The sequence below is a fragment of the Thermorhabdus hydrogeniformans genome (genome assembly GCF_049310025.1).
Classification (GTDB): Bacteria; Bacillota; Thermosediminibacteria; order Thermosediminibacterales; family Tepidanaerobacteraceae; genus JBJYKD01.
Window position 1 is genome coordinate 22,783 of record NZ_JBJYKD010000012.1, and the last position, 13,383, is coordinate 36,165.

Sequence of the window (13,383 nt, forward strand, 5' to 3'; positions counted from 1 at the left end):
GGTATTCTTCCCTAAAGTCCGGGTTTTCAGCCACGAACTGATCTTACTTGCCGAAAACCGCGTACCAGCCCGGGAGGTTTATATATGCGCCGGTGCCCCAGGCCGCAGTGTACGCCTGCGGTGTGCCGGAGCCCATAAAATAGTATCCGGAATAGGACACAGACCCGGCGCCTACAGGCTGCCACTTTCTTTCCACCGGCTCAAATACGCAGAGGCTGAGAGAAGTTATTTTCCCGCTTTCGATCCTTTTGTAATCCGGGGTTAAGTCTATTCTTGCATTGATGTAATTAACATCTCCGGTTTCTTTCTTTATCCGGTATTCGAGTTTTATGTTCAGAGGTTCCGTAAGCGGCGTCACATTTCTTTCCTTGAATTTAAACAGATATTCTTTTTGAGATTTGTCTGCTTTTTCTATGACGATCCTGATGGATGCATCGTCTTTCTCACTGGCGGAAAGATTTTTAAATGCGGGAACGTCCAGCCCCGAGGCAGGGAACTCCAGCGAGAATCCTTCCCCTGTCACCGTGAGGCTCTTTTTCATATCCTTAATCACGTCATATGAGAGGGTTATGGTGTATTTCAAAAGCTGGCGGGGACCCCCGGCTGAAAGTTTTATATTGTAATTTGCATCCTTCAGGGCGTCTATATCGGTAATGTAGATTTCGGCACCGCCTGCGGTGGTGGTGTCCAGCCTGCCCTCAGGCAGTTCAACGATTTTTTCTTCCCGGCCGCTTGCGGTGGTGGCGGAATCGGTATACGAAAAGTCCGATGTTCCCAGTTCGTTTACCGCCCTCACTTTAAAATAGTATTTTGTGCCGGGTACAAGATCCGTCACATAGTAGTAGGTATTGGGGGTTTTGTCTATATATTCGAACGGGCCTGTGCTCTTTTTGGAACCGAAAATTTCGTAATAGTTGGCATTGAGCACCGGCGACCAGGTAAGTTTTATGGTAATTTCATCGTGCCTGCTGGCGGAAAAGTCTTCCGGCACCCCGGGCCTGGTTCTGGGCGGGGTGTAGTAAAATCCGTTTTTCAACACTGCTTTCCCGCCGTCCGGGTTTATCACCGTAACATCCTGATAGCCGGGGCTGCCGGCCGGGGTTCTGGCTTTGATGGTGGTATCATTTACCACTTCCACCCCGGTGGCGGCTTTGTCCCCTATGAGCACGGCGGCACCGCTGCTGAAAAGTTTACCCGTTATGGTGATCTCGGTGCCCCCGTCCACCGGGCCTTCGCCGGGCGTAACCTTATCGATGCTGGGGTAATCTATATAGGTAAATCCTTCCTCGAGGATGTCAAGACCCGTATCGGGGTTGATTACTATGACATCTTTTGACCCCAGGGTGCCCCCGGGCAGTGTTATCCTGATACGGGCGGCGTCCACGGAAAGCACCTCGGCCCTGTTTTCTCCTATGTAAACCACCGCCCCGGGCTTAAAATTACTGCCGTAGATATTCACCTCTATGCCCCCGTTGGCCGGGCCCTTGGCGGGGTCCACCTGGGTTATTTTGGGATAGCCGTCGGGGACTTTGTATTCAAATCCTCCGGGGAGGGCGGCACTGAGGCCGTTGCCGTTCAGCACCACCACATCTTTTTTGCCCTGGGTGTTGGGAGGAGTCCTGCCGGTGATGGTGGCGGGGTCAATGACGGTCGCCCCTTTGGCCTCTTCGCCGCCGAAGTAAACGGTCACAGGATTTACAAAGCCCCGCCCCTTTATGGTGAAGGGCGTGCCTCCCGAGACGGCGCCTTCTGTGGGAGTAATGTATTCTATGGCGATGTCGCCGGCCACATCCAGGTATTCAAATCCGCTTTTAAGGGTGGCAAGGCCCTGGTCGGGGTTTATCACCCGCACGTCGACCTTGCCCGGGGCCGCCGGGGGTGTCACCGCCGTGATCTTTACACCGGCCACAAATGCGGTTCCCTGTATCTGGTTGCCGCTGCCGTCCACCGCATTGCCGCTGCCGTCCTCAATGGTTTTCACCACGGCTTCGGCGGTGCCGATCATAACTCTGGCATTCGGCCTGAAGTCCTGACCCTCAATGGTGATGTAAGTTCCGCCGGAGGCCGGGCCCTTGCTGGGGGAAACCGAGGTTATTTTAGGCCGGCTGTCGGGCACGACATAGTTGAATTTGTCGCCCCACACGGCAAGGCCGCCGTCCGGGTTGACCACTATCACGTCCACCGGGTATTTGCCGTTCACGGGGATGTCGCCGCCGCCGGGTTTGTACTCCGGCGTCACGGCGGTTATCAGGGTCCCCGAATCGTCCACACTTACTTCGGCGGATTCAACGCCCCCGAAATATACCTTTACACCCTTCACAAAATTCTTGCCCGTTATTCTTGTGAGGGTGCCGCCGAATATGCTGCCTTCGGCGGGTTCCACTCCGTCGAGCGACGGCAGGGTGGCCGGCGGCACATATTCAAAGCCTTCTTTTAAAGTGAACGCTCCCCCGTCCTGGTTGACCACGGTAACGTCTTTTTTGCCGTAATTTTTGGCTCTGGGTGTGATTATCCGGATTTCGGTGGGGCTTATCAGGTTGACGTCACCGGGATTCACTTCAATGCCGCCGATTATGACGGACAGGCCCTCCCTGAAATCCGAACCGGTTATGGTAACCGGGGTTCCGCCTTCCGAGCTGCCTCTGTTGGGAGTTACTTTGGTTATCTTCGGGCTGCTTCGGGGTACCATGTATGTGAATCCACCCGGCTTTACCGCAAAGCCCCCGTCCCGGGCGTTTATGACCTGCACGTCGGCAGGACCTTCCTGACCGGCGGGAGTCCTGGCCGTCAGAGTCGTGTTGTCCACAAACCTGACATCTGTGGCAAAATTGCCTCCTATGACCACCATGGCGTCGGGTGCAAAATCCTTGCCCGTTATGGTGATATCGGTCCCACCCGTCACGGGGCCGCGGTTCGGCGTTATGGTAGCGATGGAGGGATTTGTGTTTGTCGCTCTGTAAAGGAAGGCCGCTTCAAGCCTGCCTGCACCGCCGTCGGGATTGGTCACAAGGATATCCACATAACCCTGCCGCCCGTCAACGGCCGCCGGTGCCGTGGCTTTTATTTCCGTCTCGCTGACGATGCGGACATTTTCCAGCGGCAGGCCTTGGCTGCCCCCCACCGCATCTCCGACAAACCTCACGTCGGCGCCGGGCATGAAGTTCATGCCTTTAATGCTGAGGAACAGGCCTCCGCTCACCGGCCCCTTGCTGGGCGTGACCGATTGAATGACTGGATTGCTCTTGTATAAAAACCCTTTGGGGAGAGTTGCCGTACCGCCGTCGTTGTTAATTACCGTCACATCTCTCCATCCGGGCTGGCCGGCCGGAGTCCTGGCCGAAACCTCATTGGGGCTTTTCACCACCACGTTGGTGGCGGGGTTGCCTCCTATGAGCACCTTAAAGTTGGGTCCGCTCATAAAGTTTGAACCTCTGATGGTAATGACATCCCCTCCGGCAGCACTGCCGAAATTGGGGATAACGCCGTCGGGGTCTATGGTGGGGGTGCTCTGTTCTACGTAATACAGGAAGGCTCCTTTCAGGGTGTAGCTTCCATAGGCGTTATAGACCACCACATCCTTGAGGCCCGGCGTATTGGGCGGGGTGCGGAGAGTTATCCTGGTGGAGCTTTCAACTTTTACATCAAAAGCCGCTTCACCGCCTATGGTCACCTGGGTGCCTTCTATGAAGTTGGCGCCGGTGACGGTGGCGTATACGTTCCCCAGGACCGTCCCGCTGCTAGGGGTTATGCTGGTTACCAGCAGGTTGTTGCCCTTGTATATGAATCCCGCCGGAAGGACGGCCTCGCCTCCGTCGGGGTTGACCACCTTCACATCCACCGCCCCCACCTGGGTGCTGGCAGGAGAAATGGTCCTGATTAATTCGGCATTCACCACCTCTACTATGGCAGCTTTATTTTTCCCAAAATAGACTTCCGCTGTCTTGCCGCCTGCCGACGCCATGAATCCGGTGCCACGGATGAGCACTATGCTGCCGCCGGAGGCCGGGCCCACGGGGTCTTGCTCCTGACCGGTGATGGGATTGTAAATCCTGACCGATGTAATCCTGGGGCTGCTCTGAGGAATCTCGTAAGTGTACCCGCCCTTCAGCACCGCCTGACTTTCTATCTCCAGCTCTTTTTCGGGCGAAAAGGATTTGTCGACTTTTACGATTTTTACTATGACATCCTGGGCCCCCACAGTGCCTCCGGGGGTGGTGGCGGTGATGGTTTTCAGGTCGTCCCCTACGATTACATCGCTGCATTCATTGCCTCCGATGGTGACTTTGGTCTTCCTGTAAATGCTGCCCGAAATCAGGGTCTCTTTCACAAAATTGGCGCCGTTTATGGTTACGGCAGTCCCGCCCATGACGCTGCCGTGATTAGGGGTGATGCTCGTCACCGAAAGGGCCTTTTCGGGTATTTTGTAGGTAAAGGGGACGGGTGAAACGGCATAATTGCCGTCGGGGTTTGTCACTCTCACTTCCTGCTCTCCGGCGCTGCCGGGAGGAGTCTTTGCCACAAGGATGCTCTTGTAAACCCCACCCTCCTGAATGGTTTCAATGCTGATGACCGTTGCGGCCCTGCCTCCTATGGTCAGTACCGCGCCGCTCCGGATATCCGTGCCTTTTACGGTTATCTCCGTACCTCCTTCGGTGGAGCCCGACGTGGGGGATATGCTTTCTATTGCCGGGCGGCTCGGCGGAAGCCTGTATTCAAAACCCGATTTTTTGGTGTACAATCCGTAGTCTACAGAATTGATGACGGTAACATCCTTGAAACCTTCGGAATTCCTTGGAGTCGTCACCACTATCCGGGTGGGTTCAAGGCTTTTAACAGCGGCCTCCACGCCTCCAAAGAAAACCTTGACTCCCCCTTTGTCGTCAAAACCCGTGCCGTCGATTATCACATCGGTTCCCCCCTCGGTGCTGCCGTAATTGGGCGTAATGCCGGTAATGGTGGGGGAAACCACGTATTTAAACGTGGAGGTCACACTGCCGCCGTCCGGATTGGTTACGACCACCTGCTTTTCCCCGACTTCACCGGCCGGGGTCAGTGCCGTGATTACGTGGCGATCCGGGGATTCTTTAGTGACCTTAACGCTTGTGGCGGGTTTTCCTCCGATGGTGACCTGGACGCTGTTTGAGAAATCCTTGCCCTCTATGCGGATGGGTGTCCCCCCGACGGTGCCGCCGGTGTTTACCCTGACGTTCATGAGGGACTCTATATCCGTATTTACCGGGGCGTAAACCGCTCCCTGCACCGTGGAAGTTATGACAGGCGCACTCCTGGTAAATTCAAATTTGTTTTGCGCCGATGCCGTGCCCTGGTCGGGATTCACCACCTTCAAGATTACCTGGCCCGGCGCCGAAGCCTCGGGAATGGTGGCCGTAATCCGGGTTCCGTCCGAAGATACCGCCACATTTTTGGCCTCCAGGGAACCGAAGTAAACCTTAGCCCCTTCCATGAAACCGGTACCTTCGATCTGGATTTGATCCTGCCTCACGGTAGAAGAACTTGAGGGGGAAAAGCCGGTGATGGCCGGCTTGCTCCTTATGTATGTGAAGCGCGTGTATGGGTCTTCGTTATTGTTGACGGCCCTGCCGCCGTCCTTGTTCACCACTTCCACCGTGGCTACCCCTTCTACGCTGCTGGGGGGCGTCACGGCCGATATAATGTCTTTTGTGCCGCTTCCTTCCTGGATCTTTGTCAGGGTAATCCCGGAGCACAGCTTGCCCCCTATGTATACCTTGACATCATCGGGATAGCCATCGGCGCCAAAACCGCTTCCTATTATATAGATGGTCTCTCCTCCCAGGACGCTGCTGGTGGCTGGCACCTTCGTGCCGTCCATGGTCTTGGATATGACCGATATTGACGGCGTGCTCTGTATATATGTAAAGCCGTTGTTGAGCGTGGCCGCCCCGCCGTCAGGGTTCGTGACCGTTACGGCCACGCCGCCGGGCGTTGAAACCGGCGGGGTCGTGGCGGTAATCACGCTGTCGCTCTTCACCGAAACATTTTGCGCCGCCAGTCCTCCGAATTTCACCGTGGCTCCGGACATAAATCCCGACCCGCTTATGGTCACCACGGTGCCTCCCAGCACGCTGCCCTGGGATGGGCTCACTCCCGGCGGGGTTGCCGACAGAGCATTTATTACAGGCTTTGAAATAAATGTAAAAGCGTTTTCTTTAATGGCATTTACTCCGTCCACCGTTACGATGACATGCTGCGGGCCGGTTATGGATATACTGGATGGGGTTTTGGCCGTGATGGTGTTTTCGTTCACCACCACCACGTCGGCGGCGGGCTGGCCCCCGATGGTGACGGTGGTAATCGGCGTTGACGTGTTGGGGTAATTACCGGCAATAAAATTTGTGCCCTTTATGGTTATGGGAGTGGCGGTGTTTACGGGTCCCCTGGTGGGATCCACGCTTGTTATGGTGGGGGTGCTCTTCTGGTAGAAAAATTTCTGGCTGTCGTCCGGAGGATAATATAAAGCCACTCCACCATCAGGGTTTTCCACCACTATTTCTTTATACCCGGAAGTCTGGAGGGGTACCACGGCTTTTACGGTGGTGGAACTCACAAAGGTCACGCGGGGGGACAGAATGCCGCCTATTTTTACCAGCAGCTTTTTATTGGCGTCGATGTCTTTCATGAATTCCGTGCCGGTGATGGTGATTTCCGTGCCGGAGGTGCCGGAAAGCGGGGCAACGCCCGTAATGGTGGGCTGGCTCTTCAAATACTCAAAGCCTCCTGTTAACGTGGCGGTTTGTGCGTCCGGGTTTTTGACCGTAACATTCACCTTACCCAGAGATGGGTAAGGAGGCGTTACGGCCGTGATTATTGTGCCTTCGCTGGTGACAGACACCACTTTTGCTTCCACATCGCCAAACAGCACCTTTATCTGGTCGGCCGGGGCAAAATTGGAACCCGTGATGGTCACCTGGGTGCCCCCGGCGGAGGTGCCGCTGTTCGGCGATATAGATTCGATGGAAGGCGCGGCCGCTTTGACCGGCTGCGCCGGCAGCATTGAAAACACAACGGCAAAGATCAGAATAATGGAGATCTCACGCTTTAACAAATTTATGGAAAATGGACGTTTTAAAGTTTTAAACAAATTCGTTAAAATCGAAAATCTGTTCATCGGATCTCCGCGGAACTTCCTGAAAGTCCCGCCGGACTGCCTCCTTTCGTAACAAAATAACCGCCAGCCATATTTCTTGCCGCGTTGCTCTATTCCTGAATTTTGATGGTTTGCCTTAATATGTCAGGCAATTTTTCATTATTATTTTCGACACAAAAGGCCAAAATCCTTCCTGTGGTTATTCGTTCGAAAGAACTATAAAGAACTATCCTTAAAAATATAAAGTAACATTCTTATCACCGGCCGTCGCGTCGCCTGCAGCCGGATGTCTAAAAAAATTTATTTTTCAGTAATACAGGCATGGGTTGTTTGTAGTATAAGAAAAATCCTATAGAGGCCATTAAAGAAAACTGCTGCAGGGAGTTATGACTTTTGTAGTATAAGAAAAATCCCAAAAATATAGGTCTAAAATAGCATGTTATCCACAAAGTTATCCACAGGTGTTAATAACTTTATAACTTGTCCCAAAGGACGGGCGCGGGCGCCGGCAACTTGTCCCCATTGGGGATAAGTTGTCCACATATTCAACAGAACTTATGTGCGGATGGGTTTCGGGTGAAAGTGCCGCACGCCGAAGAAAATATTGCAGGTATTATCTGAAAATATCCGGTTCTGTGAAATAAAAAATCCGTATCCCCGGAGCGCATGGCGGTCATCGTTCAACGCCAGGTCGAGGATACGGGTTTTATAATACCTGCCCTTTGCGGCCTTACGCGCGCCATCGGTCGCCACCGGCCGCGCCTATTTCAGCACCGCGCCGGTGGAAGCCGATGTGACCAGCCTGGCGTAGCGGGCAAGGTAGCCGGTCTTCACTTTGGGCTCCGGCGCCCGCCACGCCGCCCTCCGGGCGGAAAGTTCCTCCTCTGAAATCAGCACGTCAAGCCTCTTGTTTTTTATGTCAATCCTTATGATGTCCCCTTCCCGCACCAGGGCGATGGGGCCTCCTTCCATGGCCTCGGGGGATACATGGCCTATGGAAGCGCCGCGGGTGGCACCCGAAAATCTTCCGTCGGTGATAAGGGCCACGTCTCTGTCCAGGCCCATGCCGGCTATGGCTGAAGTGGGGGACAGCATTTCTCTCATGCCGGGGCCGCCTTTGGGGCCTTCATACCTGATTATCACCACATCGCCCTTGTTTATCTTCCTGCCGAATATGGCCTCCACCGCCTCTTCTTCAGAATTAAACACCCTGGCGGGCCCTTCGTGAAAGAGCATTTCCGGCGCCACCGCCGCTTCTTTTACCACGGCCCCGTCGGGGGCGAGATTTCCCCTTAATATGGCCAGACCTCCGGTCTCCCTGTAGGGCCTTTCGATGGGCCTTATTACATCCGGGTTTTTGACGGATGCATTTTCAATGTTCTCTCCCACCGTCCTGCCGGTGACGGTGATGAGATCCAGGTGCAGGAGGTTTTTTCGTGCAAGCTCCTTCATCAGGGCCGGGATTCCTCCAGCCTCGTGGAGGTCCTGCATGTGATGGTGGCCGCTGGGGCTGAGCTTGCAGAGATACGGGGTCCTGCGGCTTATTTTATCAAACAGCTCAAGCTCGAGTTCTATGCCCGCCTCGTGGGCGATGGCCGGGAGGTGCAGCACCGTGTTGGAAGAACCCGCCATCCCCATGTCCACGGTTATGGCGTTCTCGAAAGCCTCTTTTGTGAGGATATCCCGTGGCTTTATATCCCTCCTGACCATCTCCATGACCTGCATGCCCGCCATCTTGGCCAGAGCCACCCTGGCGCCGTAATAGGCGGGGATGGTGCCGTTGCCGGGAAGACCCAGGCCCAAAGCCTCGGTGAGGCAGTTCATGGAATTGGCGGTGAAAAGTCCCGAACAGGAACCGCACCCGGGGCAGGCTTCATGCTCTATGGCCGCCAGCTCTTCTTCGGTGATTTCACCGGCATTCAGGCTCCCCACCTTTTCGATGCATGTGGAAAAGTCTATGTCCCGGCCTTCATATCGTCCGGCAAACATGGGTCCGCCGCTGACCACCACCGCCGGGATGTTCAGCCTGGCCGCCGCCATGAGCATGCCCGGCACAATCTTGTCGCAGTTGGGAATGAGCACAAGCCCGTCAAAGCCGTGGGCCATTACCATGGCCTCGATGGAATCGGCTATGAGCTCCCGGCTGGCCAGAGGGTATTTCATGCCTGTATGCCCCATGGCAATGCCGTCGCATATGCCGATGGCCGGGAATTCTATGGGCGTGCCGCCGGCCATGGCCACGCCGATTTTAACCGCCTGGGCTATGCGGTCAAGGTGCACGTGGCCCGCCACTATCTCGTTCTGGGAATTCACTATGCCGATGAGCGGCCTTTCCAGTTCCTTATCCGTAAACCCCATACCGTAAAACAGCGCCCTTGTGGGTGCCCTCATAGGACCTTTTTTTATGCTGTCGCTTCTCATACGGTTTCTCCCCTCTTTTCATTTTTTTTATTTTTTCATTTATTATCCTGAAAATAACAACATATTGATTATCCGCCGGTGATGCATCCAAAATGGGCTTTTGATGCGCTTTTCTTATGTTAATCTTTTAGCTTTTATTGTTCCTCTTTTTTGGTTTCAGTATATTTTAAATTTTATTCTTTCATCTCATGCCAATGACCGATTTATTCTTCAATTTCCCCGCCCCTTACCGGATCCGGTTCGTCGTGGATGCTCTCCTTGCCGCGCTGAAGCGCTATAATCCCGGTCCTGACGCTCTCCACAATGCCGTAGTGTTTCATCATGTTTAAAAAGGCCTTGACCTTTTCCAGATCGCCGGTTATCTCTATCACCACCGCCTCGGGATCAATATCCACCACCTTGCCGCGAAATGATTCCACGATCTGGAACACCTCGGCGCGGTTCCTGTCATCGGTCCTCACTTTAATCAGAGCCAGTTCCCTCTGGACCGAAGCCCTGGCGTCCAGCTCCACCACCTTGATGACGTCCACCAGTTTTTCCACCTGGCTTTTGATTTGGGAAAGCTCTCTCTCGTCGCCTTCGGCGACGATGGTTATGCGGGAAATCATGGGGTCTTCAGTTTCTTCCCCGGTAAAACTGGTTATGTTGAAGCCGCGGCGGGTAAAAAGACCCGAAATCCTGGTGACCACCCCGTACTCGTTGTGCACCAGCACCGAAAAAATCGCCCTGCGCAATCAAATCACCACCTCTCGAATATTCTTCACTGTAGTTGGGCAACAAAGTTCGGCCGGAGACAATTCCGCGCAAAAAGGCGGCCCGACCGGGAAATAAGAAATTCATGCAATGAATTCCGGGATTGTTTTTTGCGGAATTATCTGGAATAATAAAATTAAGAGCGTCTCCTGGTAAATTGACTATGAAACCAGATTAAAAAGAATAAAATAAAAAGTAAGATGTATTTAAATTAAGTCTTATTATAGCACATATCTCATCCTCGGAAAATAAATTTTCATTGTTTATAAATGAAAATGGGGAGGGAATTTACGTGAAAAGGCTGGGAATTCTTACCGGAGGCGGCGACGCTCCGGGGCTCAATGCGGTCATAAGGGCCTGCGCCAAGGTGGCGGAAGCTGCGGGTGCGGAGCTTTACGGGTTTGTGGACGGTTACAGCGGGCTTATCCGCGGAAACTACCGCAAGCTGGGCAGGCGGGACATATCGGGTCTTTTGCACCGGGGCGGCACCATCCTGGGCACCAACAACCGGGACAACCCTTTTAATTTTCCGGTAAAAGAAGGGGATAAACTGGAGTACAGGGACATGTCCGAAAGGGCGCTGGAAAATCTCGAGAGACTGGGTATAGACTGCCTGGTGGTAATAGGGGGTGACGGCAGCCTGGCCATCGCCCGGGAACTGGCCCAAAAGGGCGCTAAAATCATAGGCGTCCCCAAGACCATTGACAACGACCTTCAGGGCACCGACCAGACATTCGGATTTGATACGGCCGTCACCATCGCCACCGAGGCGCTGGACCGGCTGCACACCACAGCCGAATCCCATCACAGGGTAATGGTGCTGGAACTCATGGGAAGGTATGCCGGGTGGATAGCCCTTTACAGCGGTGTGGCTGGCGGAGCCGACGTGATCCTTATACCCGAAATACCCTGGAAAATAGAAAAAGTGGCGGAAAAGATTTTTTCCCGCCAGAAGGAGGGCAAACCCTTCAGTATTATAGTTGTGGCCGAAGGCGCCAGAACTCCCGAAGGCAGACAGGTCGTCCGGCAAACCGTTGCCGGCAGCGGAGACCCGGTCCGCCTGGGAGGCATAAGCGCCGTCGTAGCCGAGATGGTGGAGGAAATCACCGGTTTTGAAAGCCGGGCCACCGTGCTGGGCCACATCCAGCGGGGCGGGTCCCCTTCTCCCTTCGACCGGATTCTGGCCACCAGATACGGTCAGGCTGCGGCAAGGCTGGCCCTTTCCGGCGAAAGCGGGAAAATGGTGGCCCTCAGAAACGGTGTCATCACATCGGTGGCTTTCGAGGACATCCCCCCCGGATGCAGGACCGTGCCGCCGGATCATCAGTTGATTGAGACTGCAAGGAGCATAGGGATCAGCTTCGGAGATTAATACAGAGGGAATCTCTTTTTGCCCCATTTCACCGTGGTTCTTCGGGCACCGCAGCGGCCATTTGCTTAAAATTTTCGGCTGCCATGCTTATAAAATAACGATGAAAACTCAAATCCTCCGTCAATTCCGGATGGAAGGCGGTGGCCAGGAGATTGCCCTGCCTGGCCGCCACCACCTTTCCGTCGATTTCAAGGAGCACCTTAACTTCGGGGCCCACTTTCTCCACATACGGCGCCCTTATAAAGACGAGGGGTATGGGATTTTCGGAAACCCCCGGAACCGCCCGGTGGGTTATAAAACTGTCCAGCTGGCTGCCGTAAGCGTTTCGCCTTACCCATATATCCATCAGGTTGAGATGGGTACTGTCCTGGTTCACGATGTGTTTTGCAAGGAGAATCATGCCGGCACAGGTGCCCCATACCGGCATACCTTCTTTCGCCCGGCGGACTATTTCATCCTTCAGGCCGAAGTCTGACATGAGTTTTCCTATGGCGGTGCTCTCACCACCCGGGAGGATGAGGGCGTCCACTTGTTCAAGGCCGGCCCTGTTCTTGACGGCCACCGGCTCTTCTCCGGCCTTAATAATCATATTCATGTGTTCCCGCACGGCCCCCTGAAGGGCCAGTACTCCGATCTTCATGCTACCACCCGCGCTCTGCGTAGCGATCTTCCAGTTTGTCTATCTCAAAGCTCTCCATGGCTTCTCCCAGGTCTTCGGAAACTTCCGCCAGGACTTCGGGGTCGTTGTAATAGGTTACAGCCTTTACAATGGCCCTGGCGCGCTTTACGGGGTTTTCCGATTTGAAGATACCCGAACCCACAAATACGCCGTCGCATCCCAGCTGCATTAACAGTGCCGCGTCGGCGGGCGTGGCCACACCCCCGGCGGCGAAATTCACCACAGGAAGTTTACCGTTTTCTGCCACGTAAAGCACCAGATCATAGGGGGCGCCCATTTCCTTGGCGGCGGACATCAATTCCTCTCTCGGCATATTCTGAAGCCGCCTGATCTCCGCCATAACTGTGCGGATATGCCTCACGGCTTCCACCACGTTGCCTGTACCGGCCTCCCCCTTGGTCCTTATCATGGAGGCGCCCTCGCCTATGCGCCTCAGGGCCTCGCCCAGGTTCCTGGCACCGCATACAAAGGGCACTTTGAACTTTTTCTTGTCGATGTGGAAGGACTCGTCGGCCGGGGTCAGCACTTCGCTCTCGTCTATGTAATCCACCCCCAGCGCCTCCAGTATCTGCGCCTCTACGAAGTGGCCGATTCTGCACTTGGCCATGACGGGAATTGTGACGGCGGATTTAATGGCTTTAATTATCTTTGGGTCCGACATCCTTGCCACACCGCCCTGTTTCCGGATGTCCGCCGGGACCCTTTCCAGGGCCATTACGGCCACCGCCCCGGCCTCTTCCGCGATTTTCGCCTGTTCGGGAGTGGTGACATCCATGATGACCCCGCCCTTGAGCATCTCCGCCAGGTTTTTGTTCAGACTGTACCGCTCGGGATGAGCGTTGGTGTCAAAAAGGTTGTTTTCCGCCATAATGTGTTCCTCCTTTTGAAATTTTCAGGGCAACAGGGCTCCTGTAATCATACTTTTAATACAACACCAATTGTGATATAATAATAATTGTATCGTTACATTTTTCTCCTGCCGCCCAAAATTGTATGTATATATTATGTCATCAACGGCGATTGTTTGTCAAT

General features: G+C 54.3%; 8 protein-coding genes. 2 read left to right on the plus strand and 6 right to left on the minus strand.

The window, feature by feature from the left end; all coding sequences use genetic code 11:
- Positions 1 to 43: 43 nt before the first annotated feature.
- Positions 44 to 6,946 (minus strand): IPT/TIG domain-containing protein, encoded by a 6,903-nt coding sequence (locus ACKX14_RS07840; RefSeq protein WP_422446365.1) that lies wholly within the window; start codon positions 6,944 to 6,946, stop codon positions 44 to 46.
- Between ACKX14_RS07840 and ACKX14_RS07845 the strand changes: the two genes are divergently transcribed.
- A complete protein-coding gene (locus ACKX14_RS07845; protein WP_422446367.1) occupies positions 6,927 to 7,199 on the plus strand; it encodes a hypothetical protein in 273 nt (90 codons plus the stop codon). The two genes, ACKX14_RS07840 and ACKX14_RS07845, sit on opposite strands and share 20 nt — an antisense overlap.
- Positions 7,200 to 7,681: 482 nt before the next feature.
- Here ACKX14_RS07845 and ACKX14_RS07850 read toward each other — a convergent pair whose 3' ends face one another.
- From ACKX14_RS07850 to ilvN, 3 genes are all read right to left on the minus strand, one after another.
- Entirely contained in the window at positions 7,682 to 7,879 is a 198-nt protein-coding gene (locus ACKX14_RS07850) for a hypothetical protein (RefSeq protein WP_422446369.1), read from the minus strand.
- Between the two features lie 9 nt (positions 7,880 to 7,888).
- On the minus strand, positions 7,889 to 9,547 hold the full coding sequence (ilvD, locus tag ACKX14_RS07855; RefSeq protein ID WP_422446371.1) for a dihydroxy-acid dehydratase: 1,659 nt from the start codon (positions 9,545 to 9,547) through the stop codon (positions 7,889 to 7,891).
- Between the two features lie 203 nt (positions 9,548 to 9,750).
- Positions 9,751 to 10,281: an acetolactate synthase small subunit gene (gene ilvN / locus ACKX14_RS07860; protein ID WP_422446373.1), complete on the minus strand. Its 531-nt coding sequence runs from the start codon at positions 10,279 to 10,281 to the stop codon at positions 9,751 to 9,753.
- Between the two features lie 311 nt (positions 10,282 to 10,592).
- Between ilvN and ACKX14_RS07865 the strand changes: the two genes are divergently transcribed.
- The gene (locus ACKX14_RS07865) at positions 10,593 to 11,672 is read left to right on the plus strand and encodes a 6-phosphofructokinase (protein ID WP_422446375.1); all 1,080 of its coding nucleotides are present in this window, start codon (positions 10,593 to 10,595) and stop codon (positions 11,670 to 11,672) included.
- A gap of 28 nt (positions 11,673 to 11,700) precedes the next feature.
- Here the strand turns inward: ACKX14_RS07865 and pdxT are convergent, their stop codons facing one another.
- Both pdxT and pdxS read right to left on the minus strand, forming a co-directional pair.
- Positions 11,701 to 12,312 (minus strand): pyridoxal 5'-phosphate synthase glutaminase subunit PdxT, encoded by a 612-nt coding sequence (pdxT, locus tag ACKX14_RS07870; RefSeq protein WP_422446377.1) that lies wholly within the window; start codon positions 12,310 to 12,312, stop codon positions 11,701 to 11,703.
- A 1-nt stretch (position 12,313) separates the two neighbouring features.
- Positions 12,314 to 13,219, minus strand: coding sequence for a pyridoxal 5'-phosphate synthase lyase subunit PdxS (pdxS, locus tag ACKX14_RS07875; RefSeq protein ID WP_422446379.1), 906 nt, complete (start codon positions 13,217 to 13,219; stop codon positions 12,314 to 12,316).
- Between the last annotated feature and the right edge of the window lie 164 nt (positions 13,220 to 13,383).